Source organism: Streptomyces sp. NPDC002499 (assembly GCF_053595415.1).
Map to the genome: position 1 here is coordinate 231,988 of NZ_JBSFXO010000004.1, position 23,658 is coordinate 255,645.

At 71.6% G+C, this 23,658-nt stretch carries 23 protein-coding genes and 1 pseudogene; 17 read left to right on the forward strand and 7 right to left on the reverse strand.

The window, feature by feature from the left end:
• Window positions 1-95: 95 nt before the first annotated feature.
• From ACWD5F_RS12035 to ACWD5F_RS12075, 9 genes are all read left to right on the forward strand, one after another.
• The gene (locus ACWD5F_RS12035; RefSeq protein WP_451253512.1) at window positions 96-1,427 is read left to right on the forward strand and encodes a prenyltransferase/squalene oxidase repeat-containing protein; all 1,332 of its coding nucleotides are present in this window, start codon (window positions 96-98) and stop codon (window positions 1,425-1,427) included.
• On the forward strand, window positions 1,424-2,086 hold the full coding sequence (locus tag ACWD5F_RS12040) for an SCO2322 family protein (RefSeq protein WP_451253514.1): 663 nt from the start codon (window positions 1,424-1,426) through the stop codon (window positions 2,084-2,086). Before ACWD5F_RS12035 ends, ACWD5F_RS12040 begins: the two co-directional genes overlap by 4 nt.
• Window positions 2,079-3,212, forward strand: coding sequence for an energy-coupling factor transporter transmembrane component T (locus ACWD5F_RS12045; RefSeq protein WP_451253516.1), 1,134 nt, complete (start codon window positions 2,079-2,081; stop codon window positions 3,210-3,212). The genes ACWD5F_RS12040 and ACWD5F_RS12045 overlap by 8 nt, the downstream gene beginning before the upstream one ends.
• On the forward strand, window positions 3,209-4,822 hold the full coding sequence (locus ACWD5F_RS12050) for an ABC transporter ATP-binding protein (protein WP_451253518.1): 1,614 nt from the start codon (window positions 3,209-3,211) through the stop codon (window positions 4,820-4,822). Before ACWD5F_RS12045 ends, ACWD5F_RS12050 begins: the two co-directional genes overlap by 4 nt.
• Window positions 4,823-5,127: 305 nt before the next feature.
• Complete coding sequence (locus tag ACWD5F_RS12055) at window positions 5,128-5,913, forward strand: ECF transporter S component (RefSeq protein WP_451254110.1); 786 nt, start codon at window positions 5,128-5,130, stop codon at window positions 5,911-5,913.
• A gap of 289 nt (window positions 5,914-6,202) precedes the next feature.
• Entirely contained in the window at window positions 6,203-6,622 is a 420-nt protein-coding gene (locus ACWD5F_RS12060; protein WP_401727691.1) for an aggregation-promoting factor C-terminal-like domain-containing protein, read from the forward strand.
• Window positions 6,623-6,715: 93 nt separating this feature from the next.
• Window positions 6,716-7,429: a YoaK family protein gene (locus tag ACWD5F_RS12065; protein WP_451253520.1), complete on the forward strand. Its 714-nt coding sequence runs from the start codon at window positions 6,716-6,718 to the stop codon at window positions 7,427-7,429.
• 41 nt (window positions 7,430-7,470) lie between these two features.
• Complete coding sequence (locus ACWD5F_RS12070) at window positions 7,471-8,232, forward strand: hypothetical protein (protein WP_451253521.1); 762 nt, start codon at window positions 7,471-7,473, stop codon at window positions 8,230-8,232.
• The gene (locus ACWD5F_RS12075; RefSeq protein WP_451253523.1) at window positions 8,229-8,888 is read left to right on the forward strand and encodes a Fic family protein; all 660 of its coding nucleotides are present in this window, start codon (window positions 8,229-8,231) and stop codon (window positions 8,886-8,888) included. Before ACWD5F_RS12070 ends, ACWD5F_RS12075 begins: the two co-directional genes overlap by 4 nt.
• A 22-nt stretch (window positions 8,889-8,910) precedes the next feature.
• Here the strand turns inward: ACWD5F_RS12075 and ACWD5F_RS12080 are convergent, their stop codons facing one another.
• A complete protein-coding gene (locus ACWD5F_RS12080; RefSeq protein ID WP_451253525.1) occupies window positions 8,911-9,228 on the reverse strand; it encodes an ATP-binding protein in 318 nt (105 codons plus the stop codon).
• 170 nt (window positions 9,229-9,398) lie between these two features.
• Between ACWD5F_RS12080 and ACWD5F_RS12085 the strand changes: the two genes are divergently transcribed.
• Both ACWD5F_RS12085 and ACWD5F_RS12090 read left to right on the forward strand, forming a co-directional pair.
• The gene (locus ACWD5F_RS12085; RefSeq protein WP_451253527.1) at window positions 9,399-10,226 is read left to right on the forward strand and encodes a helix-turn-helix domain-containing protein; all 828 of its coding nucleotides are present in this window, start codon (window positions 9,399-9,401) and stop codon (window positions 10,224-10,226) included.
• On the forward strand, window positions 10,207-10,401 hold the full coding sequence (locus tag ACWD5F_RS12090) for a DUF397 domain-containing protein (protein ID WP_451253529.1): 195 nt from the start codon (window positions 10,207-10,209) through the stop codon (window positions 10,399-10,401). The genes ACWD5F_RS12085 and ACWD5F_RS12090 overlap by 20 nt, the downstream gene beginning before the upstream one ends.
• Here ACWD5F_RS12090 and ACWD5F_RS12095 read toward each other — a convergent pair.
• A complete protein-coding gene (locus ACWD5F_RS12095) occupies window positions 10,385-11,554 on the reverse strand; it encodes a steroid 3-ketoacyl-CoA thiolase (protein WP_123999548.1) in 1,170 nt (389 codons plus the stop codon). The genes ACWD5F_RS12090 and ACWD5F_RS12095 overlap by 17 nt on opposite strands.
• Before the next feature lie 229 nt (window positions 11,555-11,783).
• On the opposite strand from ACWD5F_RS12095, the gene ACWD5F_RS12100 reads away from it, so the two are divergent.
• Entirely contained in the window at window positions 11,784-13,019 is a 1,236-nt protein-coding gene (locus ACWD5F_RS12100) for a cytochrome P450 (RefSeq protein WP_451253531.1), read from the forward strand.
• Here the strand turns inward: ACWD5F_RS12100 and ACWD5F_RS12105 are convergent.
• The gene (locus ACWD5F_RS12105) at window positions 12,982-15,063 is read right to left on the reverse strand and encodes a bifunctional glycosyltransferase 87/phosphatase PAP2 family protein (RefSeq protein ID WP_451253533.1); all 2,082 of its coding nucleotides are present in this window, start codon (window positions 15,061-15,063) and stop codon (window positions 12,982-12,984) included. The genes ACWD5F_RS12100 and ACWD5F_RS12105 overlap by 38 nt on opposite strands.
• Before the next feature lie 275 nt (window positions 15,064-15,338).
• Here ACWD5F_RS12105 and proP point away from each other — a divergent pair, with 275 nt between their 5' ends.
• The 3 genes from proP (at window position 15,339) to ACWD5F_RS12120 (ending at window position 18,691) form a co-directional block, all read left to right on the forward strand.
• Window positions 15,339-16,733 (forward strand): glycine betaine/L-proline transporter ProP, encoded by a 1,395-nt coding sequence (proP, locus tag ACWD5F_RS12110; RefSeq protein WP_451253535.1) that lies wholly within the window; start codon window positions 15,339-15,341, stop codon window positions 16,731-16,733.
• 80 nt (window positions 16,734-16,813) lie between these two features.
• Window positions 16,814-17,962 (forward strand): DUF2330 domain-containing protein, encoded by a 1,149-nt coding sequence (locus ACWD5F_RS12115; protein WP_451253537.1) that lies wholly within the window; start codon window positions 16,814-16,816, stop codon window positions 17,960-17,962.
• Between the two features lie 57 nt (window positions 17,963-18,019).
• Window positions 18,020-18,691, forward strand: a complete 672-nt coding sequence (locus ACWD5F_RS12120; protein WP_451253539.1) for an O-methyltransferase — start codon at window positions 18,020-18,022, stop codon at window positions 18,689-18,691.
• Between the two features lie 14 nt (window positions 18,692-18,705).
• On the opposite strand, the gene ACWD5F_RS12125 is transcribed toward ACWD5F_RS12120, so the two are convergent.
• Complete coding sequence (locus ACWD5F_RS12125; RefSeq protein WP_401727702.1) at window positions 18,706-19,098, reverse strand: hypothetical protein; 393 nt, start codon at window positions 19,096-19,098, stop codon at window positions 18,706-18,708.
• Between the two features lie 81 nt (window positions 19,099-19,179).
• Here ACWD5F_RS12125 and ACWD5F_RS12130 point away from each other — a divergent pair, with 81 nt between their 5' ends.
• Window positions 19,180-19,605 (forward strand): DnaJ family domain-containing protein, encoded by a 426-nt coding sequence (locus ACWD5F_RS12130; RefSeq protein WP_401727703.1) that lies wholly within the window; start codon window positions 19,180-19,182, stop codon window positions 19,603-19,605.
• Window positions 19,606-19,632: 27 nt separating this feature from the next.
• On the opposite strand, the gene ACWD5F_RS12135 is transcribed toward ACWD5F_RS12130, so the two are convergent.
• Complete coding sequence (locus ACWD5F_RS12135; protein WP_451253542.1) at window positions 19,633-20,259, reverse strand: hypothetical protein; 627 nt, start codon at window positions 20,257-20,259, stop codon at window positions 19,633-19,635.
• A 97-nt stretch (window positions 20,260-20,356) separates the two neighbouring features.
• Window positions 20,357-21,037 (reverse strand): hypothetical protein, encoded by a 681-nt coding sequence (locus ACWD5F_RS12140; protein WP_451253544.1) that lies wholly within the window; start codon window positions 21,035-21,037, stop codon window positions 20,357-20,359.
• A gap of 223 nt (window positions 21,038-21,260) precedes the next feature.
• Between ACWD5F_RS12140 and ACWD5F_RS12145 the strand changes: the two are divergent.
• Window positions 21,261-21,392: pseudogene (locus tag ACWD5F_RS12145) on the forward strand (GNAT family N-acetyltransferase); the annotation flags it as partial.
• An 18-nt stretch (window positions 21,393-21,410) separates the two neighbouring features.
• On the opposite strand, the gene ACWD5F_RS12150 reads toward ACWD5F_RS12145, so the two are convergent.
• Window positions 21,411-23,459, reverse strand: coding sequence for a DHA2 family efflux MFS transporter permease subunit (locus tag ACWD5F_RS12150; RefSeq protein ID WP_451253546.1), 2,049 nt, complete (start codon window positions 23,457-23,459; stop codon window positions 21,411-21,413).
• Between the last annotated feature and the right edge of the window lie 199 nt (window positions 23,460-23,658).

Genomic DNA, 23,658 nt, shown 5'->3' on the forward strand with positions numbered 1-23,658 from the left:
GTCGGCGCACGGCACCGTCGAGGCATACGGAGCCGAGCCGCCCGGGGTGTCCCGTGCGCCTGCCCGGCTCCCGCAGGGAGAGGCATCCGCCGATCATGAACGCCGTCCGCCGCACCGCCGCGGCTCTGGCCGCCGCCAAAGCAGTCATCGGCTCCGTAACCGTCGGCACCGCAGTCATCGGCTCCGCGGTCATCAGCACCGCAGTCATCGGCTCCGCAGTCGTCGGCACCGCGGCACCCGCCCTCGCCGCGACGCCCTCGCCCTCGCCGTCCGTGGCGATCCCCGCCGGGCTCTACGGCACCGCCGACCCGACCTACGACGGCGTGTGGCGCCAGTCGCTCGCCCTGATCGCGCAGGACGCCGTGGGAGTGGTCCCGGCCGACAAGGCGGTGACCTGGCTGACCGGGCAGCAGTGCGCGAACGGTGCCTTCGGCGCCTTCCGCGCGGACGCCGGGAAGCCCTGCGCCGCCGACACCAACAGCACCGCCGTCGCCGTGCAGGCGCTCGCCGCGCTGGGCGGCCACGACACCGCGACCGACAACGCGCTGACCTGGCTGAAGTCCGTGCAGAACAAGGACGGCGGCTGGGGGTACACGGCGGGCGGGCCCAGCGACGCGAACTCGACGTCCGTCGTCATCGGCGCGTTCGCCACGGCCGGAACGAAGCCGCAGGACATCCGCAAGGGCGCCGGCTCCGGCAGCTCCGGCAAATCTCCCTACGACGCCCTGCTCGCGCTCGCGCTGCCCTGCACCGGCGCCGACGCGGGCGCCTTCGCCTACCAGCCGGACAAGAAGGGCGCCCTTAACGCCAACGCGGACGCCACCGCGGCGGCGGTCCTGGGCGCGCTCGGCAAGCCCATGACCGGCTCCTCCGGCAAGGAGACGGCCGGCACCCAGACCCCCTCCGCCTGCGCGAAGACCGCCGACCCCGAGCGCGCCGCGCTGAACGGCGCCGGTTATCTCGCCAAGGCCCTCGCCAAGGACGGCCACCTGACCTCCGCCCTCCCCGGCGCCGAGGACCAGCCCGACTACGGCAACACCGCCGACGCGGTCGTCGCCCTCACCTCGGCCGGCCTCGCCGACCAGGCGAAGCCCGCCGTGCGCTGGCTGGAGGCGAACTCCGCGAAGTGGGCGGCGCAGGCCGGCCCCGCCGCGTACGCGCAGCTGATCCTCGCCGCCACCGACGCGGGTGCCGATCCCCGGGACTTCGGCGGGCAGAACCTGGTCGACCAGCTCGGCGCGACCGGCCCGACGCCGAAGAAGACGTCCGGCGCGCGGGCCACCGACACGGCCACCCCCGCCACCAAGTCGGCGGACGGGGACGACGGCACCCCGAAGGCCGTCTGGGCGATCGGCGGCGGCCTCCTGATCGGCGCCCTGATCGGCGCCGCGCTGATGTTCCGCGGCCGACGGCGGCAGCAGCCGTGAGCCGCGCCCGGCACGTCCTGCACCTCGCCGTCCTCCTCCTCGTCGCCCTGGCCGCCGGCATCGGCCAGGCCGTCCCCGCCCAGGCCGCCGGCTACCGCTACTGGTCCTTCTGGGACCGCACCGGCGACACCTGGGCCTACGCCACCCAGGGCCCCTCCACCGCCCGCCCGTCCGACGGAGACGTCCAGGGCTTCCGTTTCTCGGTCAGCGAGGACTCCTCGGACTCGGCGCGGCCGCGCGGACCGGCGGTCTTCGCCGTGATCTGCGCGCGGACGCCCGCCAAGGACGGCGAGAAGCGCGTCGCGCTGGTCATCGACTTCGGTACGGCGGCGGACGCCCCGTCGGGCGAGACCCCGCCGGCCCGTCGTACGGCCTGTGCGCGGGTGGCGTCCGACGCGACGACGGCGCAGGCGCTCGCCTCGGTCGCGAAGCCCCTGCGGTACGACACCGGCGCGCTGCTCTGCGCGATCGCGGGGTATCCGCGGACGGGGTGCGGGGAGCAGGTGTCGGCCGGGAAGAAGCCGAGCACCGAGGTGCGGAAGAAGGCGCCGAAGGACGACGGCGGCGGACCCTCGGTCGGGCTGTGGGCCGGTGCCGGGGCCGTCGCCCTGCTGGGTGCGGCAGCGGTGTGGCAGGCGCGGCGACGCAGGCATGGCTGACGTCCGCGCACCCCGCCTCGGCGCGCGCACCGCTGCCGGTCACGGACGCCAACTCCACCCCGGTGCCTGGTGGTTGTGGTCACTGGGCCTCGGCACCGCCGCCACCCGCACCACCAACCCCCTCCTCCTCGCCCTGCTCGTCGCGGTCTCCGCGTACGTCGTGGCCACCTGCCGCCCCGACACCCCCTGGGCGCGCTCCTACGCGGCCTTCGTCAAGCTCGCCCTCGCCGTTCTCCTCATCCGTCTCTTCTTCGCCGTCGCCCTCGGCTCCCCCATCCCCGGCACGCACGTGCTCGTCACGCTCCCAGAAGTCCCGCTCCCGCACTGGGCGCAGGGCATCCGGCTCGGCGGCGAGGTCACCGCGGAGGCGCTCGTCTTCGCGCTCTACGACGGTCTCAAACTGGCCACCCTGCTGATCTGCGTGGGCGCGGCGAACGCCCTCGCCAATCCGGCCAGGCTGCTCAAGTCCCTGCCGGGCGCCCTGTACGAGATCGGCGTGGCGGTGGTCGTCGCGCTCACCTTCGCGCCGAACCTCATCGCCGACGTCCAACGCCTGCGCGCCGCACGCCGGTTGCGGGGCCGTCCGGACAAGGGCGTCCGCGGCCTGCTCCAGGTCGGACTCCCGGTCCTGGAGGGCGCGTTGGAGCGTTCCGTCTCCCTCGCCGCCGCGATGGACGCCCGCGGGTACGGCCGCACCGCCGACGTGCCCGCCCCGGTCCGCCGTACGACCGCCGCCCTCACCCTGGGCGGTCTGCTCGGCGTCTGCGCGGGCACGTACGGGCTGCTCACCGCCGAAGGGGGCACGTACGGGCTGCCGTTGCTGCTCGCGGGGCTCGTGGCGGCGCTCGGTGGGCTGCGGCTCGGGGGGCGGCGCAGCATCCGGACCCGCTATCGCCCCGACCGCTGGGGCGTACGCGCCTGGCTGGTCGCCGGTTCCGGCGCGGCCGTCGCCGCGCTGCTCGCCCTCGCCGCGAGCGCCGATCCGGACGCGCTGCATCCCGGTGTCGTCCCGCTGGTCGCACCCGCCCTCCCCCTGTGGCCGGCCGCGGCCGTCCTCGTCGGCCTGCTGCCCGCGTTCGTCGCACCCACCCCCGCCCCCGCTTCCGCCCCCGAGGAGCCGTCGTGATCCGCTTCGAGGATGTCTCCGTGACCTACGACGGAGCCGCCGAACCCGCCGTGCGGGGCGTGGATTTCGAGGTCCCCGAGGGCGAACTCGTCCTGCTCGTCGGCCCGTCGGGCACCGGCAAGTCGACGATCCTCAACTCCGTGAGCGGCCTTGTCCCGCACTTCACCGGCGGCACGCTGCGCGGTCGCGTCACGGTCGCCGGACGCGACACCCGTACGCACAAGCCGCGTGAACTCGCCGACGTCGTGGGCACGGTGGGCCAGGACCCGCTCTCTCACTTCGTGACGGACACCGTCGAGGACGAACTCGCCTACGGGATGGAGTCGTTGGGGCTGGCGCCGGACGTCATGCGCCGCCGGGTCGAGGAGACGCTCGACCTGCTGGGCCTCGCCGACCTCCGCGACCGCGCCATCGCCACGCTCTCCGGCGGACAGCAACAGCGCGTCGCCATCGGCTCGGTGCTCACCCCGCACCCCCGCGTCCTGGTCCTCGACGAACCGACCTCGGCCCTCGACCCGGCAGCGGCGGAGGAGGTCCTCGCGGTGCTCCAACGCCTCGTCCACGACCTGGGCACGACGGTCCTGCTGGCGGAGCACCGGCTGGAACGGGTCGTCCAGTACGCCGACCAGGTCGCCGTCCTGCCCGCCCCCGGCGCCGCCCCGCTGCTCGGCACACCGGCCGAGATGATGGCCGTATCGCCGGTGTATCCACCGGTGGTGGGGCTGGGGCGGCTGGCGGGGTGGTCGCCACTGCCGTTGTCGGTCAGGGATGCGCGGCGCCGGGCGGGTGCGCTGCGGGAGCGGCTGGCGGACCACGAGGTGCCGCCCACCCCGACCCCCGCCGCCTCCTCAACTCCCGCGCCCATCATGGAAATTCGCGCCCTCGCCGTCCGCCGTGCCCGCGTTCAAGCTCTCCGGCACGTGGACCTGACCGTCTCCCCCGGCGAGACCGTCGCCCTCATGGGCCGTAACGGCGCCGGGAAGTCGACGCTCCTCGGGGCGCTCGTCGGGCTGGTCGAGCCGAGCGGCGGGACGGTACGCGTCGACGGCCTCACCCCGCACCGCACGCGGCCCCGGGACCTCGTACGGAAGGTCGGGCTGGTCCCGCAGGAACCGCGCGATCTGCTGTACGCCGACACGGTCGCCGGTGAGTGTGCGGCGGCCGACCGGGACGCGGAGGCCGAGCCCGGTAGCTGCCGTGCGCTGCTGTCGGACCTCCTCCCCGGTGTCGCCGACGACGTCCACCCCCGTGACCTCTCCGAGGGCCAGCGGCTCACGCTCGCGCTGGCCGTCGTCCTGACCGCACGCCCGCCGCTGCTCCTGCTCGACGAGCCGACGCGGGGGCTGGACTACGCGGCGAAGGCACGGCTCGTAGGGCTGTTGCGGTCGCTCGCCGCCGAGGGGCACGCCATCGTCCTCGCGACGCACGACGTGGAGCTGGCGGCCGAACTCGCCCACCGGGTCGTCCTGTTGGCCGAGGGCGAGGTGATCGCCGACGGTCCGACGACCGAGGTGGTCGTGTCCTCGCCGTCCTTCGCACCACAGGTGACGAAGATCCTGGCACCGCAGCAATGGCTCACGGTGGCGCAGGTGCGGGAGGCTCTCGCATGACCGGGCGATGGATCAGGAAGGCGATCCCGCGCGGCCTCTGGCAGGCAGCCGCGCACGGGACCGCGAAGACGCCCCCGCCCGCCCGCGAGGACGCCACCCCGCCGGAGCACGGCCACGCGACCCGGCACACGCCCGGGGCGCCGACCCCGCACACACCCGCGCCCCCAACCCCGCACAGACCGGCGCCGCCCACCCCGCACACGCCCCCAACCCCACACAAGCCCGCGCCGCCCACCCCGCTCACGCCCACCGAAGCGCCCTCGTCATCGCCCGGCGTCGCTACCCGCCAAGCCCGCCCTGTCCGCCTGGGCCCCCGATCCGTCGCCGCTCTCCTCCTCGTCAGCGCCGTAGGCGTCGTCGGGTTCGGGTGGCCCTTTCTCGCGCCGCCCGGGTCGCAGGTGGCGGCGCACGCGCAGGACGCGCCGTGGCTGTTCGCGGGGTTGCTCGTGCTGTTGGTGGGGGTCGTGGCGGCGACGATCTCGGAGTCCGGGCTCGGGCCGAAGGCCGTGGCGATGCTGGGGGTGCTCGCGGCGACCGGGGCCGCGCTACGGCCGATCGGGGCCGGGACCGCCGGGCTCGAGCCGATGTTCTTCCTGATGGTGCTGAGCGGGCGGGTGCTCGGGCCCGGCTTCGGGTTCACCCTCGGGTCGGTCACCATGTTCGCGTCCGCGCTGCTCACGGGTGGGGTGGGGCCGTGGCTGCCGTTCCAGATGCTCGCGATGGGGTGGTTCACCATGGGCGCGGGGCTGCTGCCGGGGCCCGACCGGCTGCGGGGCCGTACCGAGCTGGCGCTGCTGGCCTGCTACGGCTTCCTGGCCGCGTTCGCCTACGGCACGATCATGAACCTGGCGGGATGGCCCTTCATGGGCGCGCTCGCCTCGGGCATCGGTTTCGATCCGCAGGCCGCGGTCCCGGCGAACCTGGCCCGTTTCGTCGCGTACTGCGTGGCCACCTCGCTGGGCTGGGACCTGGGCCGGGCGGTGGTCACCGTCGTCCTCACCCTCGCCGTCGGTCCGGCCGTGCTCAAGGCGCTACGCAGAGCCACCCGGCGGGCCGCGTTCGAGACCGCGGTCACATTCGAGGCCGGTTGAGCGGTGAACCACCCCACATGACCCACATCACCAACTATCTTCCCTCGTAGGGCATATCGGACGCCATGAGCATGCCATAACCCGCTCTGACCTGCACATTGAGAGCCAGGTCACACGACCGGCCATTCCGCTCGATTCGACCACAACTAGTAAAAGGGGTCATTGCGGACGCCCCTCAAGCCTGTTTCTCTGGACAACGTCGCACGGCGCCGACGAGCCCACTGGGCCTCGGCGCCGACGCATGCCGAAGGTGTGCGCGACCGTCCCGTCCCCGAAGAAAAGGTTCCTCGTGATCGTCTCCCGCATCGCCCGCAGCATCGCGTCCCCGAAGAAGGCCCTCGCCTCCGCCGCCGTGGCCGCCGCCACCGCCGGCATGGTGCTGACCGCGGCTCCCGCCCATGCCGCGACCGCCGACTCGGCCACCGAGGCCAAGGCGATCGCGCACAAGCTGATCCCGAGCTCCGCGCAGTACAACGCCTTCAGCAACATCGTCGAGCACGAGAGCGGCTGGGACGTCGACGCCAGCAACGCCTCCTCCGGCGCGTACGGCCTGGTCCAGGCGCTCCCCGGCTCCAAGATGGCGTCGGCCGGTTCGGACTGGAAGACCAACGCCAAGACCCAGATCAAGTGGGGTCTCGACTACATGAACTCCCGCTACGGCAGCCCGGCCGGCGCGTGGGCCTTCTGGCAGGCGAACGGCTGGTACTGAGCCGTCCCGCAGTGGCTTCGCACATAGTCGCCCAAGCAAAAGTGCCTCCCAGGTCGGACCGACCTCGGGGGCACTTCGTGGTTTTCTGGGTCGATGAGCGCCAGTCCCGAGACCCCGGAGACGCCTGAGTCACCGGAGACGTCCGACACCGACGCCCGCGGCCTGCGGTTGGTGTTCGTGCTGCTGGGGCTGACCGTCGTCAGCGGGCTCATCGACGCCGTGGCCTATCTCGGTCTCGGCCATCTCTTCACCGCCAACATGACCGGCAACGTCGTGGTGCTGGGTTTCGCGGCGGCCGGGGCGCCCGGGTTCTCGGTGCCGCACACGGTGACCTCACTGGGCTGCTTCCTGGTCGGCGCGGTGGTCGGCGGCCGGATCGAGGGGTGGTTGGGCGGCGGCCCGAAGCGGCGCTGGGCACGGCTCACGCTGACCGCCGAGGCGCTGCTGGTCGGCGCGGCGGCGGTGGTCGCCTTCGCCGCCCCGGACGCGGGCGGCACCCGCTACGCCGTGATCGCCCTCACCGCCTTCGCGATGGGCCTGCGCACCGCGACGGTCCGCAAACTCGGCGTGACCGCCCTGCCGACCACGGTAGTCGTCACCACCACCCTGACCGGTCTCGCCGCCGAGTCGCCCGCCGGCGGCGGCCCGGGCACCCACGGCGCGCGCCGCACGGCCTCCGTGGTCGCGCTGGCGGCCGGCGCCTGCCTGGGCGCCTGGCTGGTGACCCACCACGGCCTGGGCATCCCCCTGCTGGTCGCCGCGGCCCTGACCGGGATCCTGGCCGTGGTCGCGTCCGGGCGGGACTAATTGGGTTGAGCGCGGGACGGCCGTCATGGAACGTCTGTGCGGTGAACCCGGAGCTGCTCCCCTACGACCTCGCCTGGACCGACGTCGACCCGCGCACGCACGCCTTCGACCCCACCGACGCGCCCGACAACGTGCGCGCGCTGGAGCCGGCGAGCCGCGTCCCGGTGCGGCCGGTCCAGAAACGTACGTCCGAACCCGTCGAGGCCGCCGAGCAGTACCGCAGGCTCTGCCACTGGTCCCACAACGAGGGCTGGGCCTGGGCCGACGACATGACCCAGGCGCTGGCCGAGCGGTACGGCAGGTGGAGTACGGGCTGGCGGTGGGCGCACGACGAGGGCGACCTGGGCGGCGGGCCCGTCGGCGCCTGGTGCTGCACCCTGCACACGATCGGCACCTCCGAGGAGACCCTGGACCGGGTCGCCGCCGCGCTGTGCGAGTGGCGGGAGTGGCTGGAGTTCCTGGCCGACTGGTTCGACCGCTTCCCCTTGGACGGGCCGCCCGTCACCCACCGCCTGATCCTCCAGGTCCTGGACCGCACCGGCGCGGGGGACGCCTGGTACGGCCACTGCCGACAGGTCCTGACCTGGTACCTCACCCGCTGGGACACGGACCCGGCGACGGCACGGGCCCTGGTCGAGGAGGCGATCGGCGGCCGGTTCGAGAGCTGGGTCGCGCCGGAGGGGAAGCTGGTGGAGGAAGTGGCGGACCAGCTGGCCGCCGCGCTGGGCGCCGAGGAACCGGCCGACCCCGGCGGCACGTACACCTACACGTCCGCCCGCATCCAGTCCCACCTCGACGAATGACCACCGACCCGACCGGTGCCCTGGTCACTCCCGTCGCTCCCGTCACCCCGGACCACCTCCGCGCCTGGCTCACCCTCCGCACCCAGGTGCCCTGGCACCGGACCCGCCCGGTCACCCTCCCCGCCCGCCGCCCCGCCCGCGACGGCGCCGTCCACGACATTCGCACCCACGACCACGCCCGTTCCCCGCACCGCGCGCGCTCCCTGCTGACCGCGCTCGCCCTGGCCCGCGCGGACGCCGCATCCGGTACGCCGCTGACGTTCGCGACGATCGGCGCCTGGCAGCGGCACGTCCTGGACGTCCCCGAGGCCCCGTTCCGCCGACACCCGGCCTACGCGAAGGGAGGCCGCGAGCGGTACGGCACCGGCGCGGACCTCCCCGCCCTCCTGAACGCCTGCCTCACCGAGGCCGAGACCGACACCCCGTCCCTCCCCCTCACCGCCCGCGCGGCCCGTGCCTACCTCGACGTCTGCTTCTTCCACCCCTTCGACGACGGCAACGCCCGTTCGGCCTTCCTGACCCTCACGTACGTCCTGGCGCGCGCCGGCGTCACCCTCGAACAGGTCGGTCCCGTCCGCCGCGTCCAGCGTCACGCCGACGACCCCGAGGGCGCGCTCGCGCTCGCCGACCTGCTGGCCGTCCTCATCGGCCGATAGCCCGCCGCCCACCCTGGCCGCGTCACCGTCTCCAGCACTCGAACCACACCCTCTTCCCACCCCCGCTGACCCGCTCCGCACCCCACTTGTCGGCCACGGCGTCGAGCAGTACGAGCCCGCGGGCGCCCTCCGCGTCCATGGACAACTCGGCCGCCATCACCGGCAGTTCGGGCACCCCGTCGGACACCTCCACCCTCATCCCCGCCGCCACCCGCAGCATCAGCACGGTGCAGCGCCGGTCCGGGACATGGCGGACGACGTTGGTGATGAGCTCGCTGACGCCCAACTCCGCGGCGTCACACAGCTCCAGCAGCTCCCACTCGTCGAGCAGCGAGCGCACGATACGGCGAATGTGACGTACCGAGTGTTCGCCTACGGTCAGGCGCATGCGGTACGTAGGGGGAAGGTATCCGTTCACAGGACGAGGGTGACCCCGACTGACTACCCTGGGCTACCGAATGGACACAACCGGTCCGTCTGTGGACCGAGTTGCCCGAGAGGGGGCCCTGCGTGACCAACATCAACGTCCTCGACCCCGGCGCCTCGCCACTCGACTACTACGGCTACGAACTGCGCCGTTACCGCGAGGCGGCGGCCCTGACCCAACGGCAGCTCGGCGACATCGTCAACTACACCGGGTCACTGGTCGGCCAGATCGAAACGGCGAGGAAGCTGCCGACGCGGGAGTTCAGCGAACGGGTGGACGCGGCGTTGGGGACGGGCGGGTCGCTGTCCCGGCTCGTGGAGCTGGTGCTGCGAAGTCAACTTCCGGCGTGGTTTCAGCAGGTTGCGGAGCTGCAGGCGCGGGCCACGCAGATCTATTCGTTCAACGCGCAGATGATCCACGGTCTGCTTCAGACCCCGGCCTACGCGCGTGCCGTCCTAGGCGTGCTCGACGGCAACAACCTGGACGACCGCACGGCTGTCAGGTTGGCCCGGCAGAGCATCTTCGAGAAGGAGACGCCGCCGGTCTACTGGTTGGTGCTGAGCGAGGCCGCGCTCTACCAGGAAATCGGCGGCCCCGAGGTCATGCGCGAACAACTGGCCCACCTGTTGTCGTACGAGACCAACCCCCGGATCAACATCCAGATCCTGCCGTACTCGGCAGGGGCGCATGCGGGTATGCAGGGCTCATTCGACGTCTACCACTTCAGCAGCGACCCGACCATCGTCTATACCGAGGGCTACGGAAGCGGGCATCCCACTGCCAACCCGGACACCGTCAAGGACTGTTCACTCCGTTACGATCATCTCCAGGCCGCCGCTCTATCCCTCAAGGACTCGGCGGAGTTGATCCGGCGCTTGATGGAGGACCGCTATGGAGACCAAGTGGCGTAAGTCGTCGTACAGCGGAGACCAGGGCGGCAACTGCGTCGAGGTCGCCGAAACCTCCTCCCCCGCCACCCCCACCATCGCCCTCCGCGACTCAAAGAACCCGGCGGGACCGATCCTCCAGATCGACCCCGCCGCCTTCACCACGTTCCTGAACTGGACGTCTACAGCCGCTGAATGATCGTGCCCGTGGCCAGACCGCCACCCGCACACATCGTCACCAGCGCGAACTCCTTGTCCGCGCGCTCCAGTTCATGCAGGGCCGTCGTGATGAGCCGCGCACCCGTCGCTCCCACCGGGTGCCCGAGCGCGATCCCGCCGCCGTTGACGTTGACCTTCTCCAGGTCCTGCTCGAAGACCTGCGCCCAGCTCAACACCACCGACGCGAACGCCTCGTTGATCTCGACGACGTCGATGTCCTTCAGGGTCATGCCCGCCTTGCCGAGCACGGCCCGCGTGGCGTCGATCGGCCCGTCCAGGTGGAAGTGCGGGTCGGAACCCACCAAGGCTTGCGCCACGATCCGCGCCCGCGGCTTCAGCTTCAGGGCGCGAGCCATCCGCTTCGACGCCCACATGATGGCCGCCGCTCCGTCGGAGATCTGCGACGAGTTGCCCGCCGTATGGATCGCCGTCGGCATCACCGGCTTGAGGCGGGCCAGCGCCTCCATGGACGTGTCGCGCAGGCCCTCGTCCTTGTCGACGAGCCGCCACATGCCCTGACCGGCCCGCTGCTCCTCCTCCGTGGTCGGCACCTGGACCGCGAACGTCTCCCGCTTGAAGCGCTCCTCGGACCAGGCGTTGGCCGCCCGCTCCTGCGAGATGAGGCCGAGCGAGTCGACGTTCTCCCGGGTCAGGCCCCGGTGGCGAGCGATCCGCTCCGCCGCCTCGAACTGGTTGGGCAGGTCGACGTTCCACTCGTCGGGGAACGGCTTGCCCGGACCGTGCTTGGAGCCCGAGCCCAGCGGCACGCGGGACATCGCCTCGATGCCGCAGCTGATGCCGACGTCGATGACACCGGCCGCGATCATGTTGGCGGTCATGTGCGAGGCCTGCTGCGAGGAGCCGCACTGACAGTCGACGGTCGTCGCCGCCGTCTCGTACGGCAGGCCCACGGTCAGCCAGGCCGTACGCGCGGGGTTCATGGACTGCTCGCCGGCGTGGGTCACGGTGCCGCCGACGATCTGCTCGACCGCATCGGCGGGAATGCCGGTGCGGCCCAGGAGTTCACGGTAGGTCTCGCCAAGAAGGTAGGCAGGGTGCAGATTGGCCAGCGCGCCGCCGCGCTTGCCTATGGGGGTGCGTACGGCTTCGACGATCACGGGTTCCGCGGCCATGAGGGTGGATCCTCTCCATCCGGTACCCGCGCGGCGCGGGCGTCCCGGCCCACCCGCCACGCAGAACTAGTACGTGTTCTAGTTCTTTGTGCAGTCTGCTGACAGTCCGTCCGCAACCGCAAGGGGCGTGCAGGTAATTAGGGCTGCCATACCCCTTGCCTCTTGTAGAACCCGTTACTACCTTCACGGCAATTCCTGATGGACCGTCAGAACTCAGCTGGAGACATCCATGGCCTGTCCAGCTCTCCCCGACGGGTTCGACCTCACCGACCCCGACGTGCTTCACCACCGCGTTCCCCTACCGGAGTTCGCCGAACTGCGCCGGGTCGAACCGGTCTGCTGGATCCCCCAGCGGGCAGGCATCGCCGGTTTCCAGGACGAGGGCTACTGGGCCGTGACCCGGCACGCCGACGTCAAGTACGTGTCCACGCACCCGGAGTTGTTCTCCTCGACGACCAACACGGCGATCATCCGCTTCCACGAGCACATGGAGCGCGACGCGATCGACGCGCAGCAGCTGATCCTGCTGAACATGGACCCGCCGGAACACACCCGGGTCCGCCAGATCGTGCAGCGCATCTTCACCCCGCGGGCCATCCGCGCCCTGGAGGACCGTCTGCGCGAGCGCGCCCGCGCCATCGCGGCCAACGCCCGTACCCACGCGGGCCCGTTCGACTTCGTCACCGAGGTCGCCTGCGAACTGCCCCTCCAGGCCATCGCCGAACTCATCGGCATCCCGCAGGACGACCGGACCAAGATCTTCGACTGGTCCAACAAGATGATCTCGTACGACGATCCCGAGTACGCGATCACCGAGGAGGTCGGCGCCGAGTCGGCCACCGAACTCATCGCCTACGCGATGAACATGGCCGCCGACCGCAAGCAGTGCCCGGCCAAGGACATCGTCACCACCCTGGTGGCCGCGGAGGACGAAGGGAACCTGAACTCCGACGAGTTCGGCTTCTTCGTGCTGATGCTGGCGGTCGCCGGCAACGAGACGACCCGCAACGCGATCACGCACGGGATGCACGCCTTCCTCACCCATCCCGAGCAGTGGGAGCTGTACAAGCGGGACCGGCCCGCGACGGCGGCCGAGGAGATCGTCCGCTGGGCGACCCCGGTCAACGCCTTCCAGCGCACCGCGACCCAGGACACCGAACTCGGCGGGAAACTCATCAAGAAGGGCGACCGGGTCGGCGTCTTCTACGCCTCCGCCAACCACGACCCCGAGGTCTTCACCGACCCCGACGCCTTCGACATCACCCGCGACCCCAACCCCCACCTCGGCTTCGGCGGGGGCGGCCCGCACTACTGCCTGGGCAAGTCCCTGGCCGTCCTGGAGATCGACCTCATCTTCAACGCGATCGCCGACGCCCTCCCGGACCTCACCCTGGCCGGCGACCCCGACCGGCTGCGCTCGGCGTGGATCAACGGCGTGAAGCACCTTCAGGTCCGGACGGGCTGACGCCCACCGGCTCGGAACTCGGGTCGGCGGCCTTCCCGGCGCCGCCGGCCCGTCCCGCGAAGCGTGCCCGCGGTCCCTGGAGCAGGTAGGAAAGGCCGAACCCGGCGCCGACGACCGCCGCGCCGCCGGCCGCGTCCAGCACCCAGTGGTTGCCGGTCGCGACGATGGCCGAGACGGTGAAGAACGGGTGCAGCAGGCCCAGCGCCTTCATCCACCACTTCGGCGCGATGATCGCGATGACGACACCGCACCACAGGGCCCAGCCGAAGTGCAGGGACGGCATCGCCGCGTACTGGTTGGTGAGGGCCGTCAGGGTGCCGTAGTCCGGCTTGGAGAAGTCCTGGACGCCGTGCACGGTGTCGATGATGCCCAGGCCGGGCAGCAGGCGCGGCGGGGCCAGCGGGTAGAGCCAGAAGCCGACCAGCGCGAGCAGGGTCGCGAAGCCGAGGGACGTACGGGCCCAGCGGTAGTCGATTGGGCGGCGCACATACAGGACGGCCATGACGCTCAGCGGGACGATGAAGTGGAACGACTCGTAGTAGAAGTCGAAGAAGTTCCGCAGGAAGTCGACCTTCACCACCGCGTGGTTGACCCAGTGCTCGACGTCGATGTGCAGGAAGCGCTCGATGTCGAGGATCTGGTGCCCGTGCTCCTCCGCCCGCACCCGGCCCGCCGAGTTGGAGCCGCCGGTCGCCGCGAGACGGACCTTCTGGTAGGCGGCGTAGGTGACGCGGATGAGGAGCAGTTCCAGCAGCAGGTTCGGGCGGGTCAGCACGCGGCGCAGGAACGGCAGCAGCGGCACGTGCTTGAGGCGGGCCGGCACGGGGGCGGCGTACTCGGTCGGGATCGGCGAGCGGTAGTACGGCGAGGTGCGCGACAGGAACGGGATGACGGTGGCCGCGGCGAGGGCGGCGAGCAGGACGACGTTGTCGCGCAGGGCGTACATCGCCGACATGTTCGGCAGCATCATCTTGGCGGGCAGCGTCATCACCAGGACGACGGCGACCGGCCACACGTACCGGTCGGAGGCGCGCTTGCCGACCCGTCCGACGACCGCGAGCAGCACCCACAGCAGCTGGTGCTGCCAGGTGGTCGGGGACACGGCGATGGCCGCGCAGCCGGTGATGGCGACCGCGAGGAGCAGCTGTCCGTCGCGCGCGTAGTGGACGGCGCGGCGCACTCCGAGGACGGCGACGGCGGCACCGAGCGTGAGGAAGAGGCCGATCTCCAGCGGTCCTGACAGGCCGAGCCGCAGCAGGGCGCCGTGCAGGGACTGGTTGGCGAGGTCGTCGGCGGGGCCGCCGAGTCCGGTGCCCGCCATGTGGTGCACCCAGTAGGTGTACGAGTCGTGCGCCATCGCGGCCCAGGCGATCGCCGTACAGGCCGCGAAGGTGACCCCTGCGGAGACGGCGGCACGGCGGCGGCCGGTGAACCACAGGAGCGGCGCGAAGAGCAGCACGGTCGGCTGGAGGGCCGCGGCGATGCCGATCAGCAGGCCGCCGGTCCGCTCGCCGCGGACGGTGAAGCAGCCGAGCAGCACGAGCAGGACCGGGATGATGCTGGTCTGGCCGAGCCACAGCGTGTTGCGCACCGGCAGCGACAGCATCAGCAGGCTGATCGCGACGGGCGCGGCCAGCAGCGCGCTGCGGCGGGTGACGGGCTTGGGCAGGGCGCGGGCGGCGATCAGCCCGAGGGCGACGACCAGGAGCAGCGTGCCGAAGGTCCAGCCCCAGCCGAGGGCCTGTTCGGCGGCCTTGGTCAGGGGCTTCAGGACGAGTCCGCCGAAGGGCGTACCCGTGAAGCGCGTCGAGTCGTACAGCGACCCGTTCACGTGCAGGACACCGTCGGGACCGACCCAGGTCTCCAGGTCCGTCAGCCGTTCGCCCTTGGGGGTGCTCAGGACGACGACCACCTGACGGACGGCCAGGACCGCGGCCACCAGCCACAACCCCAGACGTGCCACGCGCAGCCGCCCTCTGACGGCTCCGGCGGCCGTCGCCCGGAAGGCATCCGCCGGTCGCCCGCTGTGCTCCACGTTCGCCACGCCTCGTAGGCCTCCCGCCCCGTTTTCTGTGTGCCCCCACAGAGAGACGCAGGCTACCCCGGCTTCACCTGTCGTCCGTTCTCCTTTTGTCTGGACGACGATAGTGCGCCGGAGGTTGGGTTGCCTCGGCGGGACGCGAGATGGATCACAGTGGCGTCCGCCGGGAACCGCCCGCGGCCGGGTGAGCGGCGCTGCGCACCCGCCCTTTTGCTGCCCTGCGCAACTGATTGCATACGCCACGTACACACCGCGACCGCCCCTATGGTCGGTCGGATATGTCCCTCCTAGACACGACCCCCGGTCCCCCGTCCGAGTACCCCGCTCCCTCCCGCCCTACCGACGCTCCCGACGCTCCCGACGTCACCGTCACCGATCCCGCGCTGGTCCGGCGGGCCGTGAAGGCCGCCGCGCTGGGCAACGCGATGGAGTGGTTCGACTTCGGCGTCTACAGCTACATCGCGGTGACGCTCGGCAAGGTGTTCTTCCCTTCCGGGAATCCGACCGCCCAGTTGCTGTCCACCTTCGGCGCCTTCGCCGCGGCCTTCCTGGTCCGCCCGCTCGGCGGCCTGGTCTTCGGCCCGCTGGGCGACCGGATCGGCCGCCAGAAGGTCCTCGCGCTGACGATGGTCATGATGGCCGCGGGCACGTTCGCGATCGGCCTGATCCCGTCGTACGGGTCGATCGGCGTCGGCGCCCCGCTGCTGCTCCTGGCCGCGCGCCTGGTCCAGGGCTTCTCGACCGGCGGTGAGTACGCGGGCGCGTCCACCTTCATCGCCGAGTACGCGCCGGACAGGCGGCGCGGGTTCCTCGGGAGCTGGCTGGAGTTCGGCACGCTGGCCGGTTACGTCGGCGGCGCGGGCCTGGTCACGCTGATGACGGCCCTGCTGTCCACGGACGACCTGACGTCCTGGGGCTGGCGGATCCCGTTCCTGATCGCGGGCCCGATGGGGATCATCGGCCTGTATCTGCGGCTGCGCCTGGAGGAGACCCCGGCCTTCGCCGCCGAGGTCGCGAAGTCCGAGGCCAGCCGCCCCAAGGTGCCGCTGCGCGAGATGGTGACGGGCCAGTGGCGGGCGCTGCTCCTGTGCGTGGGCCTGGTCCTGGTCTTCAACGTCACCGACTACATGCTGCTGTCGTACATGCCGAGCTACCTCACCAGTGAGCTCGAGTACGACGAGACGCACGGGCTGCTCGTGGTCCTGGGCGTGATGGCGCTGATGATGGTCGTCCAGCCGTTCGCGGGCGCCCTGACGGACCGCGTCGGCCGCCGCCCGGTGATCGCGGCGGGCTGCGCGGGCTTCCTGCTCCTGTCGGTCCCCGCCCTGCTGCTGATCCGCCAGGGCAGCCTGGTCGCGGTCGCGCTCGGCATGGCCGCCCTGGGCCTGCTCCTGGTCTGCTTCACGGCCGCGATGCCGTCCGCGCTCCCGGCCCTGTTCCCGACGCGGGTGCGCTACGGCTCCCTCTCGATCGGCTTCAACGTGTCGGTGTCGCTGTTCGGCGGCACGACCCCGCTGGTGGTGACGGCCCTGGTGGGCGCGACCGGCGACCTGATGATGCCCGCGTACTACATGATGGCAGCGGCCGTGATCGGCGGCTTCGCCGTCTGGCGCATGACCGAGTCGGCGGGCCGCCCGCTGCCGGGCTCTGCACCCTCGGTGGAGCCCCGATGACTGTCCGGAAACACCTCCGCCCCTCGCCGCCGCGCCGTAGCCTCTGAACCCCTGTCGACGGCATCAGGAGGCTTCGGGGCATGGGCTGGTTCCTACGGCGGGGCAGTGCCCACGCGCGCGTGCTCGCCGTGGTCGTGACACTGCTCGGGATCCAGCTGGGGTCGCTGATCGCGCCGGCCTACGCGTGCGGCTGCGGGGCGATGATCCCGGGGGCGCGGACACAGGTGACCGTGGGGCGCGAGGAGTCCGTCGTGCGGTGGGACGGGCACCAGGAGCAGATCGTGATGAGCCTGACCGTCGGCGGGGACGCCGAGCGGGCCGCGTGGATCATGCCCGTGCCGCACCGGGCGACCGTGCGGCTCGGCGACCCGGCGCTGTTCACCCGGCTCGCCGCCCTCACCGCGCCCGTCCACCGCACCCGCTACCACTTCTGGCCCCAGGACGGCGACTGGCCGCTGGTCATGGGCGACGAGGCGGGCGCACCGCCGCCGGGTCCCGGGGCCGGCCCGGGCGTGGGCGTGGTGGGCCGGCAGCGGCTCGGCCCCTTCGACGTGGCCCGCCTCACGGCCACCGACCCGGCCGCGCTGGACAGCTGGCTCGGCAGCAACGGCTTCGCCCTCCCACCGCGCCTGTCGACCGCCCTGCGCCCGTACGTCGACCTCCGCTGGGAGTACGTGGCGGTCCGGCTGGCGCCCGACAGCGCCGGCGCCCCGCTCGACGGCACCCTCGACCCGCTCCACCTCACCTTCGCGGCCGACCTGCCCGTCTATCCGATGCGCCTGTCCGCCCTCGCGGCCACACCGCAGTCCCTGGGCCTGTACGTCCTCGCCGCGCACCGCATGGAACCCCGCTCCGCGATCGGCGGCGAGCCGATCCGTGTGACCTACGCCGGGCGCGTCAGCGGCGCGTCTGGCCCGCTCGCCGCGCTGGCCGCGGGCACGCCGTTCCTGACCGCCGTGGCGCAGGAGTTCCCGCGCCCCGCGTCGATCACCGGCGACCACGTCCTGCGCCGGGCCGCCGCGGACACCCCGTTCCAGCAGGTGATCCACGAGGAGCGGCTGCGCACGGTGGCCGGGGTGCCGGCCTGGCTGCTCACGGTCCTCGGCGCCTTCCTGCTGGCGGTCACGGCCGCGACGGCCTGGGCGGTACGGCGGTCACGGCGGTCGGCGGAGCACGCGCGGAGTGGTGACGCGGCTGACGGGGAACCCGCACAGGGCTATGTTCGTTAGCGCACCTAGTTAGAAACTCTAATGAGACATCCGCGAGGCCACGGGAGGCACGGACTCATGAGCCAGTCGCAGGTCTGGGACGCCGTCGACGACTACTTCACCGCCCACCTCACCCCGGAGGACGAAGCCCTGACGGCGGCCACGCGCGACAGCGAGGCGGCCGGTCTGCCGCACGCGGCGGTGACCGCCCCGCAGGGCAAGCTCCTGCATCTCCTCGCCCAGATCCACGGCGCCTCCAGGATCCTGGAGATCGGCACCCTGGGCGGCTACAGCACCATCTGGCTCTCCCGCGCGCTGCCCGCCGACGGCCGGCTGATCTCCCTGGAGTTCAGCGCGAAGCACGCCGAGGTCGCGACGAGCAACATCGCGCGGGCCGGCCTCGACCACCTCGTCGAGGTACGGGTGGGCCCGGCCCTGGAGTCGCTGCCCAAGCTGGCGGAGGAGAACCCGGCCCCCTTCGACCTGGTCTTCATCGACGCCGACAAGGGCAACAACCCGCACTACGTCGAGTGGGCGCTCAAGCTGACCCGCCCCGGCAGCCTGATCATCGTCGACAACATCGTCCGGGAGGGCCGGGTCACCGACACGGACAGCACCGCGGCGGACGTGGTGGGCACCCGCGCCGCCATCGAACTGATCGGCGCCCACCCGAAGTTGAGCGCCACGGCGATCCAGACGGTGGGCACGAAGGGGTACGACGGGTTCGCGCTGGCGCGGGTGCTGGCGTAGGCCCCTTCTGGTGCTCAACCCTCGTGGTAGAAGCCGACGTTGACGCTGCGCGGGGCGGTGCGGTCCTGGACGACGATCTCGCCGCTGCCGCCCCGGGGCAGGGTCACGCTGCCGCCGTAGACGAGGGGCTGTGCGTACTCCCCCACGATCAGGCGGACTTCGGACGACGGGTCGGGCTGCGAACCGCGCAGCCAGGAGACCTGCCAGACGCCCTCCGGGCCGCACAGGAACTCCAGATGGACCCGTGAGACGAACAGCCAGTCGTCCGGCGTCGCCAGCCGGCACACGGACTTGTCCCGCCCCACCCGGAGCACGGCACCGGGTTCGCTCGGCGCTTCGGCCATGAGCATGCCGGCCGTGGCCCCCTCTTCCGTCCCGGAGACGGTGGCCATGGTGAGTTCGAGCACGCGGCGCTCCTCCTGAAGTGTCCTTATGCAGCCGCCGCATGATAAATCGCCCGGCCATGTCGCGTCCGGCACACTGGACTCATGACCGAGCGAAAGCCTCCCGGCGTGCCGTTCGAATCCTGGGTGGACAAGCAGATCCGCGACGCAGAGGCGCGCGGCGACTTCGCCGAGCTCCCCGGCGCGGGCAAGCCCCTGCCGAACGGCGCGGACACGTCCTACGACGAACTCTGGTGGATCAGGCAGAAGCTGGCCCGAGAGGGCTTCTCGGTCCTGCCGCCCACACTGGCCCTGCGCAAGGAGGCCGAGGACGCGCTCGCGGCGGCGTACGCGGCCCCTTCCGAACGTATCGTCCGCAAGATCATCACCGAAGTCAACGTCAAGATCCGCGAGATGATGTTCAAGCCGCCGCCCGGCCCTCCCCTGGGCAAGAAGCCCTACGACGTCGAGGACGTCGTGCGTGAGTGGCGGGAGCGCCGGGCGGGGGACGGGTCGGGCGGGACGGTCTGATCGAGCGGGTCGGGCGGATCGGGCGAGTCAGGCGTGCAGCAGCCGCTCGGCGATCTCGCGGTAGTCCCGCAGGGCCAGCCGGAGTTGCTCGGTGTCGGAGTGGTCGTCGGACTTCGCGTCACCCTCCTGCCAGGACCTGCGCAGGGTGCGACGGCGCTGGGTCAGCGCGTCCGTGTAGCGGCCGGTGATCTCCTCCACGACGTGGTCGGCTTCCTCGACGGCCGTACGAGGGTCGTCGACGAACCCGGCCAGGGCGTGCTGGAGCCGCTCGGCGAGCTTGTCGGTCTCGTCGCGCGGAAGCAGCGGGGACGAGGACGAGGACGGCGTCGAGGACGAAGACGACGACGGGGTGGAGGAGTTCGGGCGCGAGGACGTCTGCGCCGGGGTCCTGCCGTCGGTCGACCGCGTGGACGTCGGTGCGGGTGTCTCCGTGCGGGCGGGGGTGTCCGTACGCGCGGAGGTGGAGGTGGGAGTGGGTGCGGGGACCCTGCTCCCGTCGGTGCGGGCGGACGTCTTGGTCTCGTCCGTGCCCGTACGCGTGGGCGTCTCGGTACGGTCCGAGCGGTCCGGACGGTCCAGGCGCTCCGAACGGTCCGAGCCGTCCGAGCCGTCCGAGCGGTCCGAGCGGTCCGAGCGGTCCGAACGCGCGGACATCGGTATCGGCGTCGGTGTCGCTGCGGGCGTGGAACCGGGTGTGGAACCAGGTGTGGATGCGGGTGTGGAACTCTTGGTCTCGTCGGCCATGGTTGTGTCAACCCCCCTTGATCGTCTGTTGCTTGTCGGATGAGGTGTCGTGCGACCGCCTGGCCGTCTTGCCAGGGAGCCTGTCGGACAGCTTGTGGGACGTCTTGCCGTGCGACCTGTCGTGGGACGTGCCGGACGACGTGCGGGCGCCGGCGACGAGCGACTCGAAGAGCGCGCGGGCCTCGACCATCGCCTCGCGCAGTTCCTCGGTGTCGGCGCGGGTGTCGTCGGCGCGGGCCACGCTGTGCACGTGGCGGTAGCCGTTGACGTCGGGCGCGTGGTGGACGGAGAGGGCGGCGAGCTGCTCCTCGTACTGGGCGCCGTCGGGGAAACCGCGGACGGTGGCGAGTTCGCCGAGCAGCTGGTCCGCGTCGGCGACGGCCTCTCGGGGCGAGTCGACGAACCGCTCCTGCGCGGCCGCCCAACGGGCCTCGAACTGCTCACGCCGGGCCGGCTCCAACGGCTGCTCACGCAGCGATCCGTGCCGCTCAACGCGCTCTGCGAGCTCACGTTCGGCGGCCTTGGTGTCGCCGTCGTGGCGGGTCACCGCGCGGTCGTACTCGGGCCCGAAGCGGTGCTTCAGGTCCCGACCACCGACGCCGCCGCGGGCTCGCAGGGTGAGGGCGGCCGCGACAACGACCACGGCCGCCACGATCACGATAACGATGATGATCATGCCTGTGGACATGGGTGCCTTCCGGATGCTTCGGCCCAACGGGCCGGTTCTCCCTCCGGGTTGCCCGGAACCGGGCACTCAAACTGGGAGCGCACCCTGCGTCGGCGCGGCCCCCACTGGGGGCTCCGCCCCCAGACCCCCGATCGGCCCTGAAGGGGCCTCGTCCTCAAACGCCGGACAGGCTGATTTTCGCCGACCTGCGTCGAGAGACACCGAGGACGTCACCACAAAGGAGCGGATCCTCGACACCCGCAGCGACCTCGTGGAGGCCCGTGCCCTGTACGCGCGGCTCGGGTACGCGGAGACCGGGCCGCACAACGACGATCAGTACGCCGAGCACTGGTTCCGGAAAAAGCTGGTCGGGTGAGGGGTCCTGGGCGCCCGTTCAACTGATCCGCGGCGCCGACCCGTTGTGGGGCTGTTCTCTGTCCGAGCCGCAGAGTTCGTCGGTGAGTTCGGTGACCAGTCGGTTGAGGTCGGTGGGGCGGTCGGGGGTCCACCAGTCGCCCAGGAGGGTGGCGAGGGACTCCTCGCGGGCCTTGGAGAGGTGGTCGGCCGTTTCTCGGCCCTCGGGGGTGAGGACCAGGTCCAGGCCCTCGCGGGTGGCGAGGCGGCGTTCCTCGACCTGGCGGGCCGCGGCGAGGATGACCGGGAGGGGCACGGTGCTGCGTTCGGCGAGGACCGCCGGTTCCGCCCAGCCGTCGCGGCGGATGCGCAGCAGGAGCCAACTGGCGGCCGGGAGAAGGTCGTAGCCCGCCCGGTCGGTGATCTTCTGGTAGATCTCGCGCCGGCCGTCCCGCGTACCGAGCACGGACAGGGCGCGGCACACCTCGTCGTAGGAGGAGCGCTCGACCGGGTTGCTGGCCAGCGTCTCCGTGAGGTCGGGCGCCGTGACCGAGCCGCGCAGGCGGTCCTCCTTGAGGAACCACGCCAGGACGAAGCCGAGGAGGGCGACGGGGGCCGCGTACAGGAACACGTCCGTGATCGAGGACGCGTACGCGTGGATGGCCGGGTCCCGCAGCGCCGGTGGCAGGGAGCCGATGCCTCTCGGGTCGGACTTCAAGGTGTCCGCCGAGATGCCCGTGGGGAGGCTGGTGCCGCGGAAGGCGTCCGTCAGTTTGTCGGCCAGGCGGCTCGCGAAGATCGCGCCGAAGATGGCCACACCGAAGGACGCGCCGATCGAGCGGAAGAAGGTCGCGCCCGAGGTGGCGACGCCGAGATCCTCGTACGAGACCGCGTTCTGCACGATGAGGACCAACACCTGCATGACCAGGCCGAGTCCGAGGCCGAAGACGAAGAAGTACGCGCTCATCTCCGTCGTCGAACTGTTCTCGTCGAGGCGGTGCAGGAGGAGCAGGCCGATCGTCGTGACGCCCGTGCCCGCCACCGGGAACACCTTCCAGCGGCCCGTCCGGCTGACGATCTGCCCGGACGCCGTCGACGACAGCAGCAGCCCGATCACCATCGGCAGCATGTGCACGCCCGACATGGTCGGCGAGATGCCCTGCACCACCTGGAGGAACGTCGGCAGATACGTCATCGCGCCGAACATCGCGAATCCGACGACGAAGCTGATGACCGCGGAGAGGGTGAAGGTGCGGACGGTGAAGAGCTTGAGGGGGAGGACGGGTTCCGCGGCCCGACGCTCCACCTGTACGAAGACGACCGCCAGGACCACACCCAGCACCGCCAGACCGATGATCTGCGGCGAACCCCAGCCCCACGTCGTACCGCCCAGCGAGGCGACCAGCACCAGACAGGTCGCGACCGACGCGATCAGGAACGTACCGAGATAGTCGATGACGTGCCGCGTCGACTTGCGCGGGATACGCAGCGCGGTCGCGATCACCGCGAGGGCGACCAGGCCGACGGGCAGGTTGATGTAGAACACCCAGCGCCAGCTGAGGTGTTCGGTGAACAGCCCGCCGAGCAGCGGGCCCAGCACGCTCGTCGCCCCGAACACCGCGCCGAACAGCCCCTGGTAGCGCCCGCGTTCGCGCGGCGACACGACATCCCCGACGATCGCCATCGACAGCACCATCAGGCCACCGCCGCCCAGCCCCTGGAGCGCGCGGAAGGCGATGAGCTGCGGCATGTTCTGCGCCATTCCGCACAGCGCCGAACCGATCAGGAAGATCACGATCGCCGTCTGGAAGAGCCGCTTGCGCCCGTACTGGTCACCGAGCTTGCCCCACAGCGGGGTCGCGGCGGTCGACGCCAGCAGATACGCGGTGACCACCCAGGACAGGTGCTCCAGACCGCCGAGGTCGCTGACGATGGTGGGCAGCGCGGTCGACACGATCGTCTGGTCGAGGGCGGCGAGCAGCATGCCGAGCAGCAGGGCACCGATGGAGACCAGCACATTGCCGGGCACATGTTCCTCGGCGGCACTGCCCTTCTTGGGAGCACTGCCCCGCATCGGTACGTCTCGCATATTTCCCGTCATACCGTGCGCATCCTCGGCCATGAAGACCTCCAACGGCTCTCGTTACACAGCACCCTCGCCTGCACATCCCTCACATCCATGGTGATCGGTGCGCACCGTTATGGCCTGTCGAGTCCCGTTGCCGCCCGATTTACCGGGACCCTCCCCAGGGGGCTTCCGACAGCGGCTGTGGAGACGGTCTGCATAA

Bases quoted from the DNA above. Each gene is read 5' to 3' on its own strand.
- ACWD5F_RS12035 (WP_451253512.1), top strand. From the start codon at position 96: ATGAACGCCGTCCGCCGCACCGCCGCGGCTCTGGCCGCCGCCAAAGCA.
- ACWD5F_RS12045 (WP_451253516.1), top strand. From the start codon at position 2,079: ATGGCTGACGTCCGCGCACCCCGCCTCGGCGCGCGCACCGCTGCCGGT.
- ACWD5F_RS12065 (WP_451253520.1), top strand. From the start codon at position 6,716: ATGAGCGCCAGTCCCGAGACCCCGGAGACGCCTGAGTCACCGGAGACG.
- ACWD5F_RS12075 (WP_451253523.1), top strand. From the start codon at position 8,229: ATGACCACCGACCCGACCGGTGCCCTGGTCACTCCCGTCGCTCCCGTC.
- ACWD5F_RS12090 (WP_451253529.1), top strand. From the start codon at position 10,207: ATGGAGACCAAGTGGCGTAAGTCGTCGTACAGCGGAGACCAGGGCGGC.
- ACWD5F_RS12095 (WP_123999548.1), bottom strand. From the start codon at position 11,554: ATGGCCGCGGAACCCGTGATCGTCGAAGCCGTACGCACCCCCATAGGC.
- ACWD5F_RS12100 (WP_451253531.1), top strand. From the start codon at position 11,784: ATGGCCTGTCCAGCTCTCCCCGACGGGTTCGACCTCACCGACCCCGAC.
- proP (WP_451253535.1), top strand. From the start codon at position 15,339: ATGTCCCTCCTAGACACGACCCCCGGTCCCCCGTCCGAGTACCCCGCT.
- ACWD5F_RS12115 (WP_451253537.1), top strand. From the start codon at position 16,814: ATGGGCTGGTTCCTACGGCGGGGCAGTGCCCACGCGCGCGTGCTCGCC.
- ACWD5F_RS12120 (WP_451253539.1), top strand. From the start codon at position 18,020: ATGAGCCAGTCGCAGGTCTGGGACGCCGTCGACGACTACTTCACCGCC.
- ACWD5F_RS12130 (WP_401727703.1), top strand. From the start codon at position 19,180: ATGACCGAGCGAAAGCCTCCCGGCGTGCCGTTCGAATCCTGGGTGGAC.
- ACWD5F_RS12135 (WP_451253542.1), bottom strand. From the start codon at position 20,259: ATGTCCGCGCGTTCGGACCGCTCGGACCGCTCGGACCGCTCGGACGGC.
- ACWD5F_RS12140 (WP_451253544.1), bottom strand. From the start codon at position 21,037: ATGTCCACAGGCATGATCATCATCGTTATCGTGATCGTGGCGGCCGTG.
- ACWD5F_RS12150 (WP_451253546.1), bottom strand. From the start codon at position 23,459: ATGCGAGACGTACCGATGCGGGGCAGTGCTCCCAAGAAGGGCAGTGCC.